The following is a 23,390-nucleotide window of genomic DNA, read 5'->3' on the forward strand; positions in this document are numbered from 1 at the left end:
TTAGCCTCACATCACCTCTGGATTCATATCAAAGGAGAAGTTTCCTTTCGATGGGTTCACTATATGACTAATCACTTATTTCACTTATAAAATTAACGACAAGATGCCATAAGAAAAGCGACATAGTTCGATATTTTCATAACATTATGATTTTAAATATAAAAATAGAAAGGTCGTAAGCATGAGTTCATTTTTTTGTTCATTTGTTATTTTATGAAAAGGTCAATTTAACGTTTTTGACGTGGTACGTTTTAACAAAAGCAACGTTTTGATTTGCGCAATCTTTGATTTCACTCAAGAACATTAGTCGTATCAACGTGTATTATTCATGTTAATAAAAATATTTCTCATTACCACTACCATTGAGAGTGCTATAAATGAAACTATCTCAATTAAAAGCAGGGGAAAGCGCAAATATTACGGCGTTTTACCAACTTCCAAACGATGTTCGCAAAAAATTGATGGTGATGGGATTGTTGCCTCAAACTGCGGTGACTTTAGTTCGACGAGCTCCAATGGGAGACCCACTTCAAATTGAAGTAAGAGGAGTGTCATTAGCTGTGCGTGAAAAAATCGCAGCTTGTATTGAGGTGGAGAAAGCTTAATGCAATATCAAATTCTAACCGTTGGTAACCCCAATAGTGGAAAAACAACACTATTTAACGGCCTGACAGGTGCAAAACAACAAGTCGGTAACTGGGCTGGTGTAACCGTAGAGAAAAAAACAGGCCACTATTCTCACTCTGGTGACGAATTTAAATTAACCGATCTGCCGGGTATCTACGCTTTAGATAGTGGTAATGACAGTAATAGTATCGATGAGTCTATTGCCTCTAGAGCGGTATTGACTCATCCAGCGGATCTCATTATCAATGTTGTCGACGCGACTTGCCTTGAACGTAGCTTATACATGACGCTGCAACTTCGTGAATTAGGGCGTCCGATGATTGTCGTTTTGAATAAAATGGATGCTTTGAAGCGAGAGCGACAACGCCTTGATATTAAAAGACTTGAAAAGATATTGGGTTGCCCGGTATTCATGCTGTCGGCTACCAGTAAAGAGCAGGTCAATAGCTTCAAAGAGAAATTGCACAAATTATTACTGCAAGGTGTTGCTCTTAAAGAACTGGTACTTGACTATGGTTTGGCATTTGAACGATCAATTGAAAAATTATCGACAGCTTTTCAGCATCAAGAAGTGGTTGCGCGTGCATTGGCTATTCGTGCTTTAGAAAATGATCTGTTGGTGATTAATAGTTTACCTGAGTCACAGCGTGCTCTTGTTCGTAGAGAGCAAACATCAAGTGGTTTAGATATCGACCTACATGTTGCTGATACCAAATACACTTTTTTACATGAGCAATGTAAAAAAATCCGTCAAACGGAAGGGAAGTTAAGCCATAACTTCACTGAAAAAGCCGATAAATTCATTTTAAATAAATGGATTGGTGTACCATTTTTCTTTGTAGTCATGTATCTAATGTTTATGTTCTCTATCAACATTGGTAGCGCATTCATTGAATTTTTTGATATCGGGGTCGGTGCATTATTGGTTGATGGTGGGCATTATCTACTGGATGACCATTTACCAATTTGGTTAGTTACTGTGCTTGCTGATGGTTTAGGTGGTGGTATTCAAACGGTTGCCACCTTTATTCCTGTCATTGCTTGTTTATATCTTTTCTTGGCTATTTTGGAGAGCTCGGGCTATATGTCTCGTGCCGCATTTGTGCTGGATAAAGTAATGCAGCGTATCGGTTTACCAGGAAAAGCTTTTGTGCCGTTAGTCCTAGGCTTTGGTTGTAATGTTCCTGCGATTATGGCAACCAGAACATTAGATCAAGAGCGTGAGCGTAAATTGGCCGCGTCAATGGCACCGTTTATGTCTTGTGGTGCACGCTTACCTGTATATGCATTATTTGCCGCGGCCTTCTTTCCTGAAAGCGGTCAGAATGTGGTCTTTGCGCTTTATTTATTGGGTATCTTGGCGGCAGTTTCCACTGGGCTTATTTTGAAGCACACACTTTTTCCTGGTTCCAGTGATAGTTTAGTGATGGAAATGCCTGACTATGAGATCCCTACCATACAAAACGTGCTGATCAAAACGTGGCAAAAATTAAAACGTTTTGTTTTAGGCGCAGGGAAAACCATTGTTGTGGTCGTGACCATTTTGAGTTTCTTAAACTCAATTGGTATCGATGGTAGCTTTGGCAATGAAGACAGTGACAATTCAGTATTGTCTAAAGCGGCGCAAGTTGTGACTCCAGTATTTGCACCTATAGGTGTTAATCAAGACAACTGGCCTGCAACGGTAGGTATTATCACGGGCATTTTTGCCAAGGAAGCGGTAGTCGGTACTTTGAATAACTTGTACACATCAGCCGCCAGCGATGAGGGTGAGTATAACCTTGTAGCAAGTCTGCAAGAGGCAGTAATGTCGATACCTGAAAACTTAATGGGGTTAAGTTTTTCTGATCCATTAGGTATTGAAGTTGGTGACTTAACGGACAGTAACGCTATTGCAGAAGAGCAAGCGGTAGATGCTTCAATTTTTGGCAACCTAAAGCACCATTTTGTGACCGGTCATGCAGCGTTTGCTTATCTGATTTTTATCTTACTTTATACGCCTTGTGTCGCGGCAATGGGAGCTTATGTGCGTGAGTTTGGTATGAAATATGCCCGTTTTATTGCGATTTGGACCATGGGGTTGGCCTACGGTAGTGCGACATTGTATTACCAAGCTAGCCACTTTATGCAGCAACCTGTGAAAAGTTCACTTTGGATCGGCGCAATAGTCATCACGAGTCTATTGATATACCAAACACTGAAGATTCGTGGGCGCAAATTGCAGTCGTTACTGGAGATACAAGCCGCATGATATTGACTGAGTTAAAAGGTTACATTGAAGAGAATGGTATTGTCAGCCGTGCTGACCTCGCCAAGAAATTTTCAATGAGTGAGGATGGGGTAGATGCAATGCTGAATGTCTGGATTAAAAAAGGGATTATTTCACGCACCATCGATACCAACAAAGCGCATCATGTGACAAGGGTGCGTTATGCACTGAACCGCAATGATGGCTTATCACTAACGGTAACTTTGTAACTTCGTTAATGGTTCGATTTTTAAAAGCCGCTGAATTATCAGCGGCTTTTGTGTTTAAGCTTTATTAAAAATTGAACTTAATGAAAGTACATTCTGTATTCTTCTCAATAGTTCGTACTGCTCTTGCTCGGTGCGCATTACGCCTTGAGTATTTCCCCAAATAGGACCAGGCCAAGCAATATCACTTTTGAAGCGAGCGATATGGTGAATATGAAGTTGAGGCACCATATTACCTAGTGCACCTAGGTTTAATTTGTCGGGGCAAAATGTTGCTTCAAGTGCTTGGCTAACCGCCTGTGATTCAAGCAAAAATTGCTGTTGTTCGTGCATGGGTAAGTGGTGTAATTCTTTTAAGTTTGCTCGTTTAGGGACGAGAATAACCCACGGAACCGCGTTATCTTTGTGTAATAAAGCTAAGCAAAGAGGAAACTGACCTATTAACGAAGTATCTTTAGTCAGTTGAGGGTGAAGTTCAAAATCCATAGCGCTATCCAATATAAGTCGTGTTTTACTAGATAAAATAAAAGGCTGGCGTTTGCCAACCTTTTATATTTGTCACATCAAATAATTACATACGCTCTAGCGTATCTATACCTAGCAGTGATAAGCCTTGCTTGATGGTTTTCGCAGTAAGCGCAGCCAATTTTAGACGGCTTTGTTTGATGCTATCATCTTCTGCTACAAGGATCGGGCAGGCTTCATAGAAGCTAGAGAATTGACCTGCAAGTTCGAATAGGTAGCTACACATAACATGTGGCTGACCTTCACGAGCAACGGTTTGTACCGCTTCTTCAAATTGAAGTAGTTTAGCAATGAGGGCTTTCTCTTTTTCTTCAGTAACTTTGATTTCGCCAGTGAGGTTATCCATTGATACCCCAGCTTTTGCAAAAATAGATGCAACGCGAGTGTAGGCATATTGCATGTATGGTGCAGTATTCCCTTCAAACGCTAACATGTTATCCCAATCAAATACGTAGTCAGTGGTACGGTGTTTAGACAAATCGGCATATTTTACAGAGGCCATCGCAACTGTATTTGCGATATTGGCTTTCTCATCTGCAGCGAGATCTGGGTTTTTCGATTCAATTAGTTTTGCAGCGCGCTCTTGTGCTTCATCAAGAAGATCAGCAAGGCGTACTGTACCGCCCGCACGAGTCTTAAATGGACGTCCATCTTTACCTAGCATCATACCGAATGCGTGGTGCTCTAGAGTGACTTCTTCAGGTACATAACCCGCTTTGCGAACAATGGTCCAAGCTTGCATTAGGTGCTGATGTTGACGAGAGTCGATGAAGTACAAGACGCGATCCGCGCCCAAGGTTTCGTAACGGTACTTAGCACAAGCGATATCGGTTGTGGTGTATAGGAAACCACCATCACGCTTCTGAACGATAACGCCCATTGGTTCGCCATCTTTATTTTTGTATTCATCTAAGAATACAACTTGTGCACCATCGTCTTCTTTAGCTAAGCCTTTCTCTTTCAGATCGGCAACGATAGTTGGTAGCATGTCGTTGTACATACTTTCACCCATGACATCATCACGAGTTAAAGATACATTCAAGCGGTCATAGTTGCGCTGGTTTTGGATCATGGTGACATCAACCAGTTTCTTCCACATTTCAGCACAGTACGCATCACCACTTTGCAGTTTTACCACATAGCCACGCGCTTTAGCTGCGAACGCTTCATCTTCGTCGTACAGTTGTTTTGATTCGCGGTAGAAGGCTTCAAGATCAGACAGTTCCATTGATACTTCGCCTGACTCTTGCTGTACTCGTTCAAGGTTGGCGATAAGCATACCAAACTGAGTACCCCAGTCACCGATATGGTTAGCGCGGATCACTTTATGACCGAGAAACTCTAATGTACGAACCACAGCATCACCGATGATGGTAGAACGTAAATGACCAACGTGCATTTCTTTCGCAACGTTTGGTGCAGAGTAATCTGCAACGATGGTTTGCGTTTCAGCGGTTGCTACACCAAGGCGAGAATCAGCCAATGCTGCGTCTGCTTGTTTTGCTAGGAAAGCTTCATCTAGGAAGATGTTTAGGAAACCCGGACCTGCGATTTCAACTTTAGATGCGATACCGTCTAGGTTTAGAACGTCCAATACTTTCTGAGCAAATTCTCGAGGGTTAGTGCCTAGTCGTTTAGCAACGCCCATAACGCCGTTTGCTTGGTAGTCACCAAATTGTGGTTTTGCAGATTGGCGAACAGCTGCAGGGCTGCCTGCAGGTGCGCCAGCGGCTTCAAGAGCCTGAGATACTTTGTCATTAATAAGTGCTTGGATATTCACACGCGTGTCCTTCAATTCTGGGAATTGCAAAGGTATGCATTTTATTCACCGCATTGGGTGAATGCATATCTCGATTTTGTTCATAATTTGGCGCACATAGTACCAATTTTATTAAGGCGCTTACAGGGACTAAATTAGGAAATTTTCTACTTTTCAAACCGATCTTGGTACTATTGGGTGAAAATCATTATTTTGGACCGTTTAAATGTTTGAACCTCTCATTGATGCACAACTTCACCCTGAGCAGTTAAAACAAAATATCATTCAATTTATGCATAAAATTCAAGACCTAACTGAAATTTTGCATATTGATTTATCAAGCAATAAAGCCGACCACATCGCGTTGCGTATTAATGATCCTGACTTAGCAATATTGGCACATAAAGCTTGGCTTAATGAAGGAAGAGAGATTTCGAATGCTGAAATTAACGGGCGTCCTATTATTGTGCTTGAATTTTCATCACCATTACAGGTGTTAGGTTGGTCAATTGAGTGTCTAGAACTGCCTTATCCGGCTCCTGGAAAAATTTACCCACAGCAAACTTGGGAACACATCGAGTTTGTTGTGCAATCCAATGCGCAAACTGCTCAAGAATATCTGCATGACATACAGTCGCGTTATCCATCTCTGCAAGAGCAGTGGAATAAGCTTGAGTCAAAAGGGGTTAAAGTAAAATTATCGAGCCCAAAAGGAGAGGGGGAACGGTTGAATAACCCGACAGTTGCCTTTAAGTGGCAGGGGATATGTATTAAGTTACACCCGCATTCATTGAAAGATATCGTAGCGTCAGAGCAAGCATAACTTGCCCTGACTATTTTTGCTGCTAAATATATTAACCTAAATCGCAATCTTTAGGACGAAGCTGAAATTCTTCAATTGAGCCGATTTCTTGGCCTAAGCTCAGCGTTTCAGCATCGTGATGAGCATTGCCTTGCGAGTGCATAATCAAGCGGTTTGCTGTTCTTGGTTTTAATTCATTAACGATAAAGCGAATCATATCACTGCGACTGAGTAACTTAAGTTCTTCCAAGACCAACTCTCTTTGGTCAAATCCGGCATCTTTATTGCCAATGGCGACCCACAATCGTTGTGCTCGGCTACGTAGTGTTGGGTCTGGCGCTGAAATTTGATTCCACAGCCCGCGTTTACTGCTGTGCCATTGGTATTCATTAAGTTCAAGAAGCACCATGTAAAAAGCATTCAGAAATTCATCGACAGCGGTGATTAACTCGCTAGGAGCCGCATTAGGCGATTGTACATAAAGCACAATACCTGGGTGTCGGTTGAGTGGCATATTGCCCGTGCCGACCATATAACCAAGCTGTTGCTTGGTACGGATCTCATGGAAGAAAGTCGCTGACATCAGATGGTTTGCCAGTGAATATAAGGCGATATTGCGCGCTGAGGTGTCATCACATTGGTAGTACACCACTACCGCAGAGTCTTCTTGATCGCAATGAACTTCTCTTTGAAACGTCCCATTTTTTCCAAGCATGATCAGTGGGCGCAGTGACTCTCCATATTGTTGGTCTTTCACTCGCAATGCATTCTTCAATGTCTCGGCCATCGCTTGTGCATCTTTCCGTAACCAGTCTCCATACACGAACATTTCAACATGCAGCTGAGCTAAAATTTGATCAACAAAGTCACGTAACTCTTCTAACTTGATGTCTTTTAACGCCTCGAGTAGTACGGGATGAGGAGGGTTATTGGGTTGCAAAATCCCTGTCATGGCATTAAAAATCTGCGATATTGGGCGATCTTTAGTCGTATTACGCCAATTTCGCAAAAGTTGTTGTTTAATAGTTTTAAAACGACTCTCGCTGAAATCACGTTTGGCGAAGCGCTCTAAAATCATTTCCATCAATTGAGGTTGTTTTTGACTGAACCCCGAAATAGTTAATGTAACGCCACCTTGGTGTGCGTACATGTTGTAGTTCATGCCGGCGATTTCAGCTTGGTAAGTCTCTTTGGCAAGCGAATCTAAAAACATTTCAACGCATAGACGTGTTTTGACGATATTACTCGGATTTGCAACTGAAATCGGGCTATCAATGGCGATGTAAATTACCCCTTTAGGTACCCTAAATTCCCTATCTTGCAAGTGCCACAAACGAAAACCTGGTAACTCTTCAATAATTTCAGGATATTCTGACTGTGATGGTTCCAAATCTTTTGGGTCTAAGTCGTAACTAATGAATGGATTTTTCGGTGGTAGTGAGGTCGCTATATCAATGGGTGTTGAAAATAGTGCGAGCTGTGAGTCGGAAAAAGGCGTCACAGAATAGGGGGTAGAATACCATTTTACGTGTTTGCCATAAGCACCACCTTTGGCAACTAAAGTAGCTCGTAGGTTGCTAGGCGTTAGATACGAAAGCATTTGTCGTAGAAGTTGTTCATCGTAACCTGCCATCATGTAGTCACCATAAATGGTGTCTTGCGGCTTGTAATGCTGCATATTTACCACTAAATGGCTCACCATATCTAATGGTCGAGTGGTTTCTTGAAAGCGAAAAGCCGATTCAAGCACTGCTCTTTTTTCGTTATAGCGCCACTCATCTAGTCCTTGCTCGGCGATCAGGCTAATTTGGTTAAAGAGCGCTTGAATGATCACCTCAACATGATTTAGTCCCTCGCGGGTGAGACTAAAACTGACCGAAAACTCGCGATAGTTACTACCGCTAGCGCCTCCCCCTGCTGATAAAGAGGTGATCCAACCTTTTTCTTTTAGGGCTAGCATCAAGCTCCCTTCACCCTCATAACCGAGTAAATGAGCGAAGTAAGACAATGGTTTCACTTCATAAAAATCATCCATGCTTGGCGCTGGGAAGCTTAGTATAAGTTTACGAAGTTCCTTTAATGGCTCGATTTGGATAAATACCCCGGTATGCTCTTCCAACACAAAAGGTTCCGAGACAGATTTATGCCCAAGCTGCTGATTCAATATTGAAGAGAACTTTTCTTCTGCTAGCTGCTCAAGTTCATCTAGACTATGTGGGCCCGATAAAGCAAGCGTCATTAAATCGGCAGAGTAGTGTTGATTATGGAACTGGACGATTTCTTCGCGAATAGAAACATCATTTCTGTCACATAGAGTATCTAAATTACCCACCGAGAATTTCGCAAAGGGGTGCGCAGGGTTGATGGTTTCTTTTTGCACCTGGTACAAGCGGCGAGAGTCGTCGTTGAGTTTGAGTTTAAATTCAGAATCGACGGCTTGTCTTTCTTTATCTAAGGCTTCTTCATTAAACAGGGGAGCACAGAAAAATTGGCTGAAGCGGTCGAGGGCTTTTTCGAATGTATTCGGGCTGACATCGAAGAAGAAACAAGTATGTTCTGTTCCTGTCCAGGCATTATTGCTGCCACCATGTTGACTAATAAAACTTTGAAATTCGCCTACTTTCGGGTATTTTTCTGTGCCCAAAAACAACATGTGTTCGAGGTAGTGTGCAAGGCCTTCTCTATCTGATGGATCATCAAAATGGCCGACATTGACCGCTAAGGCCGCCGCTGATTTTTGCGCATCATCGGCTTGAATTAGTAACGTTCTCAACCCGTTGGTCAATGTTACATAGCGATAATGGTGAGTGTCGTTTGGGCTTAAATGCACGGTGAATCTCCACAGAAAATGCTATTCTAATTATGGCGTTGAAACTGTTTGGTGCAAACAGTAAGCAACGATTTTATGAACAAAATGTCATTTTAAGTCTTTGATCAACTTTAATAGACTGTTAACAAGGTCGAAGTCTTTGCTAGGTCTCCTGATATAATTGAAAATAATGCAGCGTAGACTGCCAACATGATAATCACTAGGAATGAGTAATGAAGATTTTTATTATGCGCCATGGAGAAGCTGAGCATTATGCCGCGAGTGACGCAGAAAGAGCCTTAACCGAAAGAGGGCAGCGCGAGTCAGTAGCTGTGGCCGTTGCTTGTGAGAAACAAGGTCTTCGTCACTTTGACAAGGTGCTTGTTAGCCCTTACTTAAGGGCGCAACAAACATGGGCATCTATCGCGTCATATTTTGAATCTGACGATGTGGTTACTTATGATGATATTACGCCCTATGGACAAGCCGATACGGTCTTTGACTATGTTTCAGCGTTAGTCGATATCGAGCAGTTAGAGTCAGTTTTATTGGTCTCTCACTTACCATTAGTCGGTTATTTGGCCGCAGAATTTGTCACCGATCTTGTACCACCGATGTTTCCGACCTCGGGACTGATCGGCATCGACTATGATCCGCACACTATGCAAGGAAAGCAGATGTGGAGTATCTACCCTTAATGAGGGCGGGTAAAAAACTCCCATAAGATGAATAACTAGGCTACGTTTGATCAATGAGAGTAACATTTATCATATGTAGCCATTATTTTGACTTTGTTGCTGGACTGAAAATTGCATCACAATGCTAATTCATTGTCATATATATCAATATTCATCAATAGATTGCTTGCTAGCCTATGAAATTCACACTCCCATTTGCGGATAGATTACCGTCAATACCACAACGTAGTATGCCTGCTATCGGTGCGCCGATTATGGTTTTGGCGACGTTGGCGATGGTTGTATTACCGATCCCCGCATTTTTGTTGGATCTGTTTTTCACGTTTAACATTGCCCTATCTATGGTGGTGCTATTGGTGACGGTTTATACCCGTAGGCCATTAGATTTTGCTGCGTTCCCTTCGGTGCTTCTTATTGCCACTTTGTTGAGACTAGCACTGAACGTTGCTTCCACTCGAGTCGTTTTACTGTACGGTCATGAAGGCCCAGGCGCGGCGGGTAATGTGATTGAAGCATTTGGTAATGTGGTTATTGGTGGTAATTATGCGGTTGGCCTAGTTGTCTTCTTAATTCTGATGATCATCAACTTTATGGTGGTGACTAAAGGTGCGGGCCGTATTTCAGAAGTAAGTGCTCGCTTTACCTTAGATGCATTGCCAGGTAAGCAAATGGCAATAGACGCTGACTTGAATGCGGGGTTAATCGATCAAGAGCAAGCTCGTGTACGCCGTTTTGAAGTCACCAAAGAAGCTGACTTCTACGGTTCGATGGATGGTGCGTCAAAGTTTGTTAAAGGGGATGCGATTGCTGGTATCCTTATCTTATTTATTAACATTATCGGTGGGTTATCCATCGGTATGGCTCAGTATGGCCTAGGCTTTAAAGAAGCCATTGAAATTTATACCTTGTTGACCATTGGTGATGGTTTGGTTGCTCAAATCCCATCGTTACTATTATCGATCGGGGCAGCCATCATGGTGACTCGTCAAAATACTGATGAGGACATGGGTGAGCAGGTTATTTTTCAGTTGTTCGACAACCCTAAAGCTCTGACCATCACCGCAGGTATTTTGGGTGTAATGGGTATTGTCCCGGGAATGCCACACTTTGCGTTTTTACTATTGGCAGCCTTGGCTGGTGGCGGTGCCTATTTAATGCAGCGCAAACAGAATAAAGCGGCAGAAGAGAAACAATTGCCCGCTAAAGTTGATAGCGATACGCCTACACAAAAAGAGTTGTCGTGGGATGATGTTCAACCCGTTGATGTGATTGGTTTAGAAGTCGGTTACCGTTTGATCCCACTGGTCGACAGGGACCAAGGTGGCGAGTTGTTAGAGCGAGTAAAAGGTGTCCGTAAAAAGCTGTCTCAGGACTTTGGGTTTTTGATTCCAGCGGTGCACATTCGCGATAACTTAGAGTTAACTCCAAACAGCTACCGAATAACATTGATGGGCGTAGCCGTTGGCGAAGCAGAAATTCGTCCCGATCAAGAACTTGCGATTAACCCAGGGCAAGTTTACGGCGTCATTGATGGCGAGCGCACGGTTGACCCTGCTTTTGGCCTTGAAGCCGTGTGGATCAGAGAAGATCAACGTGAACATGCTCAAGCGTTAGGTTACACCGTTGTTGACTCTTCAACCGTTCTCGCTACACACCTTAGCCAACTTCTCACAAATAATGCTTCACAGCTTATCGGTCATGAGGAAGTGCAAAATCTCATCGAAATGCTTGGGCGATCAGCACCGAGATTGGTGGAAAACTTTGTCCCTGACCAACTGCCACTTGGTACCGTCGTAAAAGTGCTGCAAAACTTACTCAATGAAGCTATTCCTATCCGAGATATCAGAACCATTATTCAAACATTGGCTGAGTACTCAGGTAAGAGTCAAGAACCTGACATATTAACTGCAGCGGTTCGGATCTCATTAAAACGTTTAATTGTTCAAGAAATCAATGGAATAGAGCCTGAGTTGCCAGTGATTACACTCATTCCTGAGCTGGAACAAATATTGCATCAGACAATGCAAGCATCGGGCGGAGAGTCTGCGGGTATTGAACCTGGTTTAGCGGAACGCTTACAAGCTGCACTCAGCCATGCAACGCAAGAGCAGGAATTAAAAGGTGAACCTGCGGTGTTACTAACCTCAGGCGTACTTCGTTCGACATTGGCGAAGTTTGTGAAAAACACAATACCGAATTTGCGTGTGCTCTCTTACCAAGAAATACCTGACGAGAAACAAATTCGAATTGTTCAAGCCGTCGGAAACTAACGGAACAGCCGCTAACTGATACATAAGGCTTTGCCCCTTAAACACGGATATCTGCTTTGAAAATAAAACGATTTTTTGCCAAAGACATGCGTACCGCACTGCTTCAAGTAAAAGAAGAACTTGGCGCAGAAGCGGTGATCATGTCGAATAAAAAAGTCGCGGGTGGTGTAGAAATTGTCGCCGCTGTTGATGGTGAGCAGCCAGCGCAACAAAACAGTAACAAGCGTTACAGTTCTCAGCCTAGGGCGCAGGGATATACCCAGGTCACCCCGTCATTGAATAATGCTAATACATCTCGCGAACTCGATGATGATCGCGTCAGTCTGCAAAATAGTGCAGATACTGGGCGTTCAATGACCAAGCGTTTCGCGAATATGCTTAAGCAATACAGTACACCGGGAAGCTCTGATTCTGAATATCGTTCAGAGAATGAAGATTCCTTGTCGGCATTGCTACAACGTCAGTCGGGCTCTAAACATTCGAATACAGGGCGAAATAGCCCAGAGTTAAATGCTGACTCACCACTCGCGAAATTGATTGCTGAAGACAGAAGATCGGCATCTCGACCAGCACCAAAATTAGATCCATCCCGCTACGATCGCCAACAAGTTAAAGAGCAGAATGCTGCAAACCCTGAGCTTGAGAATATGCGTGAAGAAATGACGTCGATTCGACGCTTATTAGAACATCAAGTGTCTGGTCTCATGTGGCAAGAAGTCGAACGTCGTGAGCCACTGCGAGCGATGTTGATCAAAAGACTTGAGCGAATGGGTGTTTCACAAGAGTTAGCGGATCAACTGGCTTGTTATATTCCAGAAGATACGCCACCACCAAAAGCGTGGAAAGCGTTACTTGGCTTAGTGGCTGATCAAGTCCCTGTTTCTAAACAAGATATTTTAAAGCGTGGTGGCGTGGTCGCGTTGCTAGGGCCTACGGGGGTGGGTAAAACTACCACGATTGCAAAACTGGCGGCTCGCGCAGCGATGGAATATGGCGCAGACAATGTCGCACTCGTTACTACTGATACTTACCGTATTGGTGCACATGAGCAACTTTCCATTTATGGAAGAATTATGGGATGTCCTGTAAGAGTTGCTAAAGATTCCAATGAGTTAGCCGATGTAATATATCAGCTACGTAATCGTCGCCTAATTTTAGTTGATACTGCTGGTATGGGGCAACGTGATGTTCGATTATCCGAACAGCTCGATACCTTGATGCAAGAGAGTAGCGAAGTGATTCATAGTTATCTTGTATTGCCAGCTACGGCTCAAAGAAAAGTACTACAAGAAACCATTGAGCATTTCAGAAGGATACCTCTTTCTGGGTGCATTATGACTAAACTGGATGAATCATTGAGTTTGGGTGAATTTGTGAGTGTTGTCGTTCAAAATGCGTTACCCGTCGCTTATATCGCGAATGGTCAACGTGTACCCGAAGATATTGTGATTGCACAGCCGAAATACATGGTCGCAAAGGCAAATGAATTGCTAGAGAAGTCGACAGAAAATGAACCTCATTACTGGAGCAGTGACTCCGAGAGATTCTAGGCGGCGGACAGATATGGCGAATAATATGATATATGACCAAGCGAGCGGTTTACGCCGCTTAACTCAACCGTCACTTACCAAAGTCATCTCAGTGACGGGTGGTAAAGGTGGTGTTGGTAAATCTCACGTGACACTCGGTATGGCGATCTGTATGGCTCGTCAGGGTAAGAAAGTCATGGTTTTGGATGCTGACTTAGGTCTTGCTAATGTGGATGTCATGCTTGGTATCCGACCGAAGCGAAACTTAGGGCATGTACTCGCGGGTGAGTGTGAATTAAAAGATGCCATTGTTGAGGGCCCTTTTGGTATTCGAATTATCCCAGCGACATCGGGTACACAATCAATGACAGAGTTGTCACATGCGCAACATGTTGGTTTAATACGTGCCTTTGGCAGCTTAGAAGATGAGATGGATATCTTACTCATTGATACTGCAGCCGGTATCTCTGATATGGTGGTGAGTTTCTCTCGTGCAGCGCAAGATGTGGTTATTGTGGTGTGTGATGAGCCAACTTCTATCACAGATGCATATGCACTGATCAAACTTTTGAGCAGAGAGCACCAAGTTCAACGCTTTAAGATTGTCGCTAACATGGTCAGAAGCTATCGTGAAGGTAGGGAATTGTTTGCTAAATTAACTTTAGTGACAGAAAGATTCCTAAATGTGAGCCTCGAGCTTGTCGCTTGTATACCTTTAGATGATAAAGTACGCCAAGCCGTTAAAAGACAAAAGATTGTCGTCGATGCATATCCACGCTCGCCAGCGGCACTTGCAATTAGCTCACTGGCGAACAAAGCATTAACTTGGCCGATTCCTAGAACACCAAGTGGACATCTAGAGTTTTTTGTAGAGCGTTTACTCAATAGAACAGAAAGTGTAGGGGAACCATTCGGTGAATAAAGCGCTTACTTATGACCAACACGGAAACCTTAATAGCCAACAAGCATTTTTGGAAAAATACTCTGTATTGGTAAAGCGTATTGCACACCACCTGATTGGACGCCTGCCGCCCAACGTATTAGTCGAAGACTTAATACAAGCGGGTATGATCGGCCTACTTGAAGCACAGAAAAATTATGATGGGACCAAAGGTGCAAGCTTTGAAACCTATGCAGGGATTCGAATTCGTGGGGCAATGCTTGACGATATTCGACGTGGTGATTGGGTACCACGCTCGGTTCATAAACACAATCGAGAAATTACCCAAGCTATTTCAGTACTGGAAGGTGAGCTGAATCGAGAGCCATCTGATACCGAAGTTGCAAAGTTTTTGGGCATGTCATTAGATCAGTACCATACTGTATTGACTGATATTAATTGCTCACGAATTGTCGGTATTGAAGACTTAGGCATTTCAGATGATGCAATTTCCCCTTTAGATGACGATGAAGATAACTCGCCATTTAAGGGAGTTGCAGATGAATCGTTTCGTAAAGCATTGGTTGAATCAATAAAATCACTTCCAGAACGTGAAGCTTTAGTACTTTCGCTCTATTATGATGAAGAGCTAAACTTAAAAGAAATTGGTGAAGTACTTGGGGTTAGCGAATCTCGCGTTAGCCAAATACTAAGCCAATCTATGCAGCGACTAAGAGTAAAGTTAAGTTCTTGGACGCAAAATGACTAATATCACTGATTTCGAGCTCAGTGGAGGCAATTTTGAATAAAAACATGAAGATCCTTATTGTTGACGACTTTTCAACAATGCGCCGTATTGTTAAGAATCTACTTCGAGATTTGGGCTTCAATAATACCCAAGAAGCAGACGATGGCCTGACAGCGTTGCCTATGCTTAAGAAAGGTGATTTTGACTTTGTTGTTACTGACTGGAATATGCCAGGTATGCAAGGCATCGATTTGCTGAAAAACATTCGAGCAGATGCAGAGCTAAAGCATTTACCTGTACTTATGATTACGGCAGAAGCAAAACGTGAACAGATCATCGAGGCTGCGCAAGCTGGTGTTAATGGCTATATCGTAAAACCATTTACGGCTGCTACGCTTAAAGAAAAACTAGATAAAATTTTCGAGCGTTTATAAAGCTTTTTTGCCATAGGCAAAAGGTATTCTATTCATTTTACGCGCGAAAAGGCCAATCGGATGATTTCATTAGAACAAGCAAAAGAGCTCGTTCAGCTACTAGAAAATGAACAGCAAGAACAGGCAGATCTGCTACTTAAAGACATCTATGACAATGCAAGCAATCCAATGCTGCAAGAAATAGGGGCTTTAACTAGGGAACTGCATGATTCTTTGAAACAGTTCAGTATTGATGAGCGAATGACGCAAATTGCCAATGACGAAATCCCAGATGCAAGGGACCGCCTTCAATACGTCATTGATAAAACAGAAGTGGCTGCGAATAAGACAATGGATGCAGTGGACAGATGCATGCCGATAGCCGACAACCTCCATGAAGGGTTGCTTCAAGTTCGTCCTCAGTGGAACGAATTAATGCATGGACGCATTGATCTCAACGAGTTCAAAGCGCTTTGCCACCGTATTGATGCATTGTTGTCACAAGTTGAAGGCAACAGCAGCGAATTACGTGGTCAGCTAACTGAGATTTTGATGGCGCAAGACTTTCAAGATCTGACAGGTCAAATAATTAGACGTGTAATTACTTTGGTTAATGAGGTTGAGGGTCGTCTTGTTGAAATCCTCACAGCCTTTGGTACTAACCAAATAGAACAAGAATCGGATAAGAAGAAGAACGCTTCAATCGATCCTGAAGGTCCAATACTGAACCCTCACGAAAGAGAAGACGCGGTTTCATCTCAAGACGAAGTCGATGACTTGTTATCGAGTCTTGGTTTTTAGGGGTAACGTATGAGCTACGAATTAGACGAAGACATTCTTCAAGACTTTTTGGTTGAAGCGGGTGAAATTCTAGAATTGCTGTCAGAGCAATTGGTTGAACTTGAAAACAACCCTGAAGACAAAGATTTATTAAATGCAATTTTCCGCGGCTTTCATACCGTGAAAGGGGGCGCAGGGTTTCTTGCTTTAACGGAGTTGGTTGAAACTTGCCACGGTGCTGAAAACGTATTTGATATCTTGCGTAATGGCCAAAGAAGTGTGACATCTAGCTTAATGGATACGATGTTGCGTGCTTTGGATACCGTTAATGCACAGTTCAGTGCTGTTCAAGAAGGGGAACCCCTTGAAGCCGCAGATCCTGTTTTACTCGATGAACTGCACAAACTTTGCCGACCTGAATCTGAAGATGAAGTCGAACAAGTCGTAGCTGATGCTGTTGTTGAAGACGAGCCCGTCATTGAAGAGTCACAGCCGGAAGCCACTGCTTCAGCCAATATTGTCGATTCAAATTCTATCGATGAAATTACTCAAGACGAATTTGAGAAATTACTGGATGAATTACATGGTAAGGGCACGGCACCTAACGCAGTTAGCTCTGCTCCAGCCGCAACACCAGAAGTAAAAACACCAAGTGTAAGCACGGCAAGCGGTGACATCACCGATGATGAGTTTGAAAAATTGCTTGATGAGCTGCACGGTGCAGGAAAAGGGCCATCGGTAGATGAGCCTAAAACCGTTTCTGAAACCCCAGTAACTCCTACAACACCAGCTGCCAAGCCAACGCAAGGCGCTAGTGATGATTTGATGAGCGATGCTGAGTTTGAAAAACTACTCGATGAGCTACATGGTTCTGGTAAAGGGCCTTCTGTGGAAGAGCTGGAAATGGCGACCAAGCCTGCCGCTGCGAATGTGCAGCCTACAGAGCCTGTAAAACCAAAAGCACAAGTTGCAAAACCAGCCGTAGAGCCAGCACCTAAAGTTACCGCAGAACCTGCGAAAGCTGCAACTGCTGTTGTTACTGATAAAAAAGAAGTCGCACCGGCCGCTGCTAAAAAAGCGCAGCAAGCGGAAGCGACTGTCCGAGTTGATACCTCGACACTTGATATCATCATGAACATGGTTGGTGAGTTAGTATTAGTTCGTAACCGTTTGCTTAGCCTTGGCCTAAACAGTAATGATGAAGAAATGGCCAAAGCCGTGTCTAATCTTGATGTTGTGACTGCTGATTTACAAGGTGCGGTAATGAAGACCCGCATGCAGCCAATCAAAAAAGTGTTTGGTCGTTTTCCTCGAGTTGTTCGAGACTTAGCACGTAGTTTAAACAAAGACATCGTGTTGGAAATGCGAGGAGAAGAAACGGATCTCGATAAAAATTTAGTTGAAGCGCTTGCCGATCCATTGATCCACTTAGTGCGTAACTCGGTTGACCACGGCGTTGAAATGCCAGACGATCGTGTAAAAGCTGGTAAATCTCGTACTGGTAAGGTTATTTTGTCTGCTTCTCAAGAGGGTGACCATATCGAACTCGCTATCGTTGATGATGGTGGTGGTATGAACCCAGACGTTCTACGTGGTATCGCGGTGAAACGCGGTATGATGGATGAGGATGCAGCATCTCGCTTATCAAACAAAGAGTGTTTCAACCTTATCTTCATGCCTGGTTTCTCAAGCAAAGAAAAAATTTCAGATATTTCTGGGCGTGGTGTGGGTATGGATGTTGTTAAAACAGCAATCAATACACTAAACGGCTCCATTGATATCGATTCTGAAATGGGCAAAGGCACAAAGATCACCATTAAAGTTCCTCTGACGTTAGCGATTCTGCCGACTCTAATGGTGGGTGTTGCTGGGCATCCGTTTGCACTTCCTTTGGCGAGCGTTAATGAAATCTTCCATTTAGATCTTAGCCGTACCAATATTGTTGATGGTCAATTAACTATCATTGTGCGTGAAAAATCGATACCACTTTTCTATCTGCAAAACTGGTTAGCTCCTCAGGCCGGTAAAGTCGAATTACGTAAAGGTCATGGCCATGTTGTTATTGTACAAATTGGCAGCCAACGAGTCGGCTTTGTTGTTGATGCACTAATTGGTCAAGAAGAAGTGGTCATTAAGCCCTTAGATAAGCTGCTTCAAGGTACGCCAGGTATGGCGGGAGCCACGATCACTAGCGATGGTCATATTGCACTGATATTAGATGTGCCAGATTTGCTTAAGCAATATGCGGCGGCTTCGCGGATATAATTTGAGCACTCAAGAATAAGGATACCCATGGCGATTAGAGTATTAGTCGTTGATGATTCAAGCTTTTTTAGACGTCGAGTGAGTGAGATTATTAACTCAGAAACTCGTCTTGAAGTCATTGATGTCGCTACCAACGGTAAAGAAGCTGTTGAAAAGGCGAGAAGCTTAAAGCCAGATGTCATCACAATGGATATTGAGATGCCTATCATGGATGGCATCACTGCTGTTCGTGAAATAATGGCACAGAACCCAATTCCAATTTTGATGTTTTCTTCACTCACTCATGATGGGGCGAAAGCCACTCTGGATGCGTTAGATGCGGGTGCATTAGATTTCTTACCGAAAAAATTTGAAGATATCGCACGCAATAGAGATGAAGCAGTTGCTTTGTTACAGCAGCGTGTTATCCAAATTGCATCTAAAAAAGGGTTGTTAAGAAGACCGCTGGTTTCACGTCCAGCAGTGTCAGCAGCGACATCTTTATCGAGTAGATCTCCATCACCAACAACGTCTCATACGCCAAAACCAACGAGTGCACTGGCTCGTTTTAAAGCGTCAGGTAAAAAATATCAATTGACAGCGATTGGTACGTCTACCGGTGGTCCTGTTGCATTACAAAAAATTCTCACTAAGTTACCCGCTAATTACCCACACCCAATTGTGCTTATTCAGCACATGCCAGCTACGTTTACCGCTGCTTTTGCAAGTCGGTTGAACTCTCTGTGTAAAATTGAAGTGAAAGAAGCGCAAGATGGCGACGCATTAAAACCTGGAGTTGCTTATTTGGCTCCTGGTGGTAAGCAAATGATGATCGAAGGACGCCCGGGTACTGCAAAGCTGCGTATTCTTGATGGTGGCGAACGGATGAATTATAAGCCTTGTGTTGATGTAACCTTCGGTTCTGCCGCGAAGATCTACGCTGATAAAGTGTTATCGATGGTATTAACGGGTATGGGGGCTGATGGCCGTGAAGGTGCTCGTATGTTGAAAAGTGCTGGTGCGACAATCTGGGCTCAGGATGAAGAAAGTTGTGTGGTGTATGGTATGCCACAAGCGGTTGCTAAAGCAGGGATTTCGACTGAAGACTTACCGTTAGAGCGTATTGCTGAACGTATGTTGGTTGAAGTTGGTCTTGCATAAAGGAAGTTCAATGATTGTATGGAGCGTTGCAAATCAAAAGGGCGGTGTGGGTAAAACAACCACAACGATTACGCTTGCCGGTTTGCTGAGTCAGCAAGGAAAAAGAGTGTTGCTGGTTGATACCGATCCTCATGCCTCGCTTACCACATACTTAGGGTATGACTCTGACGATGTACCTGCCAGTTTATTCGATCTATTTCAACAACGTGAACTTACCGAGAAGAGTGTTACCCCTCTGATACTGAAGACTGATATTGAAGGCATTGATATTATTCCTGCGCATATGTCTTTAGCGACACTTGATCGCGTGATGGGTAATCGTAGTGGTATGGGCTTGATTTTAAAGCGCGCGCTTCTCGCGTTACGCGATAATTATGATTATGTGCTAATAGACTGCCCACCAATTTTAGGCGTGATGATGGTCAATGCGCTAGCCGCGAGTGATCGTATCCTTATTCCCGTTCAAACTGAGTTTCTGGCGATGAAGGGGCTTGAGCGGATGATTCGCACTTTGGCCATCATGCAAAAATCACGCAGCCGTTTATTCAAAGTGACGATAGTGCCAACCATGTACGACAAGCGGACTCGAGCTTCTCTGCAAACCTTGAATCAGTTGAAAAAAGATTATCCAGAACAGGTATGGAGCTCTGCGGTACCGATTGACACTAAATTCCGTGACGCAAGTTTGAAACGCTTACCCGCTTCTCATTTTGCAGAAGGAAGTCGTGGTGTGTTTGCTTATAAACAGTTGCTAATATATTTAGAGAGGCTAGCTATAGATGAGTAGTGGGCCATTATTATCGAGCGAGCAAGCACTTGATGACTACTTTACCGCTTTGCTAGATGAAGAAGCTGTAGAGCTTGATGTACAAGATTTACAGCAAGAAGAGCCAGTAAGCATCGAAATTGAACCTGAATTATCGACATCGATTCAATCTGTGCCTGAAAAAAGTCATTTTCACTCTGAAGTTGCAGAATTTGAATTACCAAATTTAGATGATGTACAGCGCTTACTGAGCCAGCTTGAATCAAGTAACCCTGTAGCAGAGTTAGATCTTGAAGAAATTATGGAGCAAAACACCGCACAAATTTCTTTGAAAACTGAGCCTGTTATTGTCGAGCCAGTGGTAGAACCCATAGAAGAAATTCAAGAATGGGATACTGTGGATACCGAGAGTGCGAAACCTGATATTAATCTTGAGTCGGATGTTGAGACAGAGATTAATATTGAACTCGAAGCTTCAGCTATTGATGCTGTTCAGCCAAATAATACCACTGAGCATGAGCTATCGTTAGAGACACAAACAGGGGCCGATGGTGTGGCTGCGTGGCAAAGTACGCAGAGAACACAAGACTTTCAAGTACTTTATTTTGAAGTCAATGGTGTCACATTTGCCGTTCCACTTGATGAGCTTGGTGGCATTCACCGCATGGGCTCGCTGAATCATCTTATCGGACGACCGGCTTGGTATTTAGGATTACAAACCAATAAAGATAACCAACTAGATGTTGTCGACACTGCAAAATGGGTGATGGCAGAAAAACTGTATGACGATTCTTATAAAGAGGGTTATCAATATATTGTGATGCTTGGTGAAAGTATGTGGGGATTAGCAAGTACTCAACTTATGGGTACTGAGTTACTGAGCACGGAAAAGGTTCGCTGGCGAGAATTAGCGGGGAAACGCCCGTGGCTTGCTGGAATGGTAAAAGAAAAAATGTGCGCTTTGATCCATGTTGAAGCATTGATAGCTATGCTTAATGCAGGACTTGATGTAAAAGCACTAGAGAAATAATACATTTATGTCGGAATCGACTTAGAGAGGAAAAGGTATGTCTCAGACTAACGAAGTGGAAGTAAGAAAAGATAAGTCTAATGACGAAGTGCTTCAGTGGGTGACGTTCCAACTAGAAGAGGAAACATATGGAATTAATGTAATGCAAGTACGTGAAGTACTTCGCTATACAGAAATTGCTCCTGTTCCTGGAGCTCCAGATTATGTTCTCGGTATCATTAACCTACGAGGTAACGTTGTTACCGTTATCGATACTCGCTCTCGCTTTGGCTTAATGCAAGGTGAGATCACCGATAATACACGTATCATCGTGATTGAGTCTGAGCGTCAAGTGATTGGTATTTTGGTTGATAGTGTTGCTGAAGTTGTTTATCTACGTTCTTCTGAAATCGATACTACGCCAAGCGTTGGTACTGACGAAAGTGCGAAGTTTATTCAAGGTGTGAGTAACCGCGATGGCAAACTGCTGATTCTCGTTGATCTGAATAAACTGCTAACAGAAGACGAGTGGGATGAGATGGCTCATCTATAATGAATGAAGCGATGCTGTTCAGTGCACCTATTTTAGCGGGTGGTGCGGTATTAGTTATTTTGCTGCTGTTGCTTGTGGTTATGCGAGTAAAGTACAGTCTTACTCGGCAAATAGAGCATCAGAGGCAGCATGCCCGTTCTTTAGAGAAAGAATTACAAAAAGGTAACAAACAGCTGTTAGAGGTTCGTTCTGTTGTGCTTGGTCTTGGTCAGAGAGTGACAGAGCAACAAGATGTTATCCAGCACTTAAATGAGCGCATTATTGAGTTAGAGCACGTTGATACCGATGGGCGTTTATACAGCCGAGCCACAAAAATGGTGCAGCTTGGTGCTGATATTAATGAGCTAATAGAGCAGTGTGAATTACCAAAAGCTGAAGCTGAACTGATGATGTCGCTACAAAAGAAATTGGCAGGGCAAGAAAGTGTTCCACCACTCAGCCGTTCTCCTGAAGGTAGGCGACCTGTTCGCAATGAAAAACGTACTGTACGTAAATAGTCGGTAGTAAAAACTAAAGAAGGAAGCTATTGGCTTCCTTTTTTAGTTTTTACTACACAAGATTTTCGATAAATCAAAATGTAGCCATAAAGTAGTAAATGAGACAAAAAATAATTAAAAATTAACAGTTTCTTACTTAGATTCGTGATTCGTAATGGTCTTATTGTATTTTGTCTTTTGCGCTGTGTGGTAATATAGCGACTCAAATTTTTTGACATAGATGCACATGCTTGAAGTAAATGACCTAACTGCCATTCGAGATGACAGAGTTCTATTTGAAACACTGAGCTTTGTTATTGATGCAGGAGAACTGGTACAAATTGAAGGTCGCAACGGTACGGGGAAAACGACATTGTTGCGCATTATTGCTGGTTTAGGTGATAGGGATGAAGGCTCTATTTTATGGAATGGCGAGCATATTGAATCGGCTCGTGATGAGTACCATCAAGATCTACTTTTCCTTGGTCACCAAACGGGCGTTAAACGCGATCTCACCGCGTTTGAAAACCTTCATTTTTATCAATCAATACATTCTTCAAAAGCAGAAAAAAATGATATTTATCAGGCGTTAGCCCAAGTGGGTTTAGCTGGTCGCGAAGATGTTGTGGTTGCCCAACTCTCTGCGGGACAACAACGCCGTGTTGCACTAGCTCGTTTATGGTTAAGTGAACAAAAGTTATGGATTTTAGATGAACCATTAACAGCGATTGATAAGCAAGGCGTTAAGGTGCTAGAAACATTATTCCTAACGCATGCGCAGCAAGGCGGAATAGTGATTTTAACGACTCACCAAGATATGTTTTCAGACTACCCGCAATTACGCAAAATTAAGTTGGGAGATTAAC

General features: G+C 43.1%; 21 protein-coding genes. 18 read left to right on the plus strand and 3 right to left on the minus strand.

The features are described from left to right. Positions 1-377 precede the first annotated feature (377 nt). From EYW48_RS10730 to EYW48_RS10740, 3 genes are read left to right on the plus strand one after another with little or no spacing between them, the layout of a single operon-like run. Positions 378-605: a FeoA family protein gene (locus EYW48_RS10730; RefSeq protein WP_053311811.1), complete on the plus strand. Its 228-nt coding sequence runs from the start codon at positions 378-380 to the stop codon at positions 603-605. Then, entirely contained in the window at positions 605-2,878 is a 2,274-nt protein-coding gene (gene feoB / locus EYW48_RS10735) for a Fe(2+) transporter permease subunit FeoB (RefSeq protein ID WP_277432392.1), read from the plus strand. The genes EYW48_RS10730 and feoB overlap by 1 nt, the downstream gene beginning before the upstream one ends. Then, a complete protein-coding gene (locus EYW48_RS10740) occupies positions 2,875-3,105 on the plus strand; it encodes a FeoC-like transcriptional regulator (protein WP_053311809.1) in 231 nt (76 codons plus the stop codon). The genes feoB and EYW48_RS10740 overlap by 4 nt, the downstream gene beginning before the upstream one ends. A gap of 54 nt (positions 3,106-3,159) precedes the next feature. Here the strand turns inward: EYW48_RS10740 and EYW48_RS10745 are convergent, their stop codons facing one another. Next, positions 3,160-3,588, minus strand: coding sequence for an HIT domain-containing protein (locus tag EYW48_RS10745; protein ID WP_053311808.1), 429 nt, complete (start codon positions 3,586-3,588; stop codon positions 3,160-3,162). A gap of 85 nt (positions 3,589-3,673) precedes the next feature. Next, positions 3,674-5,407, minus strand: a complete 1,734-nt coding sequence (argS, locus tag EYW48_RS10750; protein ID WP_261915271.1) for an arginine--tRNA ligase — start codon at positions 5,405-5,407, stop codon at positions 3,674-3,676. A 205-nt stretch (positions 5,408-5,612) separates the two neighbouring features. Between argS and EYW48_RS10755 the strand changes: the two genes are divergently transcribed. Beyond that, positions 5,613-6,209 (plus strand): VOC family protein, encoded by a 597-nt coding sequence (locus EYW48_RS10755; protein WP_261917503.1) that lies wholly within the window; start codon positions 5,613-5,615, stop codon positions 6,207-6,209. Positions 6,210-6,240: 31 nt separating this feature from the next. On the opposite strand, the gene EYW48_RS10760 is transcribed toward EYW48_RS10755, so the two are convergent. Beyond that, on the minus strand, positions 6,241-9,018 hold the full coding sequence (locus EYW48_RS10760) for an insulinase family protein (protein WP_277432393.1): 2,778 nt from the start codon (positions 9,016-9,018) through the stop codon (positions 6,241-6,243). A gap of 212 nt (positions 9,019-9,230) precedes the next feature. On the opposite strand from EYW48_RS10760, the gene sixA reads away from it, so the two are divergent. The 14 genes from sixA (at position 9,231) to ccmA (ending at position 23,389) form a co-directional block, all read left to right on the plus strand. Then, entirely contained in the window at positions 9,231-9,695 is a 465-nt protein-coding gene (gene sixA / locus EYW48_RS10765; RefSeq protein ID WP_172532352.1) for a phosphohistidine phosphatase SixA, read from the plus strand. Between the two features lie 176 nt (positions 9,696-9,871). After that, positions 9,872-11,965, plus strand: a complete 2,094-nt coding sequence (gene flhA / locus EYW48_RS10770) for a flagellar biosynthesis protein FlhA (RefSeq protein ID WP_053311803.1) — start codon at positions 9,872-9,874, stop codon at positions 11,963-11,965. A 56-nt stretch (positions 11,966-12,021) separates the two neighbouring features. Then, positions 12,022-13,515, plus strand: coding sequence for a flagellar biosynthesis protein FlhF (flhF, locus tag EYW48_RS10775; RefSeq protein ID WP_053311802.1), 1,494 nt, complete (start codon positions 12,022-12,024; stop codon positions 13,513-13,515). Positions 13,516-13,528: 13 nt separating this feature from the next. Continuing rightward, positions 13,529-14,416 carry a MinD/ParA family protein gene (locus tag EYW48_RS10780; protein ID WP_053311801.1) on the plus strand — a complete coding sequence of 296 codons (888 nt, stop codon included), beginning with the start codon at positions 13,529-13,531 and terminating at the stop codon, positions 14,414-14,416. Beyond that, positions 14,409-15,143 carry an RNA polymerase sigma factor FliA gene (locus tag EYW48_RS10785; RefSeq protein WP_053311800.1) on the plus strand — a complete coding sequence of 245 codons (735 nt, stop codon included), beginning with the start codon at positions 14,409-14,411 and terminating at the stop codon, positions 15,141-15,143. The genes EYW48_RS10780 and EYW48_RS10785 overlap by 8 nt, the downstream gene beginning before the upstream one ends. Positions 15,144-15,187: 44 nt before the next feature. Continuing rightward, positions 15,188-15,556 (plus strand): chemotaxis response regulator CheY, encoded by a 369-nt coding sequence (gene cheY / locus EYW48_RS10790; protein ID WP_017052487.1) that lies wholly within the window; start codon positions 15,188-15,190, stop codon positions 15,554-15,556. A gap of 60 nt (positions 15,557-15,616) precedes the next feature. Beyond that, positions 15,617-16,336, plus strand: a complete 720-nt coding sequence (locus EYW48_RS10795; protein WP_053311799.1) for a protein phosphatase CheZ — start codon at positions 15,617-15,619, stop codon at positions 16,334-16,336. Positions 16,337-16,345: 9 nt separating this feature from the next. Beyond that, entirely contained in the window at positions 16,346-18,580 is a 2,235-nt protein-coding gene (locus tag EYW48_RS10800) for a chemotaxis protein CheA (RefSeq protein ID WP_274681525.1), read from the plus strand. 27 nt (positions 18,581-18,607) lie between these two features. Then, on the plus strand, positions 18,608-19,720 hold the full coding sequence (locus EYW48_RS10805; protein WP_053311797.1) for a chemotaxis response regulator protein-glutamate methylesterase: 1,113 nt from the start codon (positions 18,608-18,610) through the stop codon (positions 19,718-19,720). 10 nt (positions 19,721-19,730) lie between these two features. Continuing rightward, positions 19,731-20,507, plus strand: coding sequence for a ParA family protein (locus EYW48_RS10810; protein ID WP_053311796.1), 777 nt, complete (start codon positions 19,731-19,733; stop codon positions 20,505-20,507). Continuing rightward, positions 20,500-21,516 carry a chemotaxis protein CheW gene (locus EYW48_RS10815; protein ID WP_053311795.1) on the plus strand — a complete coding sequence of 339 codons (1,017 nt, stop codon included), beginning with the start codon at positions 20,500-20,502 and terminating at the stop codon, positions 21,514-21,516. The genes EYW48_RS10810 and EYW48_RS10815 overlap by 8 nt, the downstream gene beginning before the upstream one ends. Positions 21,517-21,553: 37 nt before the next feature. Beyond that, positions 21,554-22,048, plus strand: a complete 495-nt coding sequence (locus EYW48_RS10820) for a chemotaxis protein CheW (protein WP_053311794.1) — start codon at positions 21,554-21,556, stop codon at positions 22,046-22,048. After that, positions 22,048-22,545 carry a DUF2802 domain-containing protein gene (locus EYW48_RS10825; protein ID WP_053311793.1) on the plus strand — a complete coding sequence of 166 codons (498 nt, stop codon included), beginning with the start codon at positions 22,048-22,050 and terminating at the stop codon, positions 22,543-22,545. The genes EYW48_RS10820 and EYW48_RS10825 overlap by 1 nt, the downstream gene beginning before the upstream one ends. A 226-nt stretch (positions 22,546-22,771) precedes the next feature. After that, positions 22,772-23,389, plus strand: a complete 618-nt coding sequence (ccmA, locus tag EYW48_RS10830) for a cytochrome c biogenesis heme-transporting ATPase CcmA (protein WP_053311792.1) — start codon at positions 22,772-22,774, stop codon at positions 23,387-23,389. Position 23,390: the final 1 nt, after the last annotated feature.

The sequence above is a fragment of the Vibrio sp. 1180_3 genome (genome assembly GCF_029478545.1).
Lineage (GTDB): Bacteria > Pseudomonadota > Gammaproteobacteria > Enterobacterales > Vibrionaceae > Vibrio > Vibrio aestuarianus.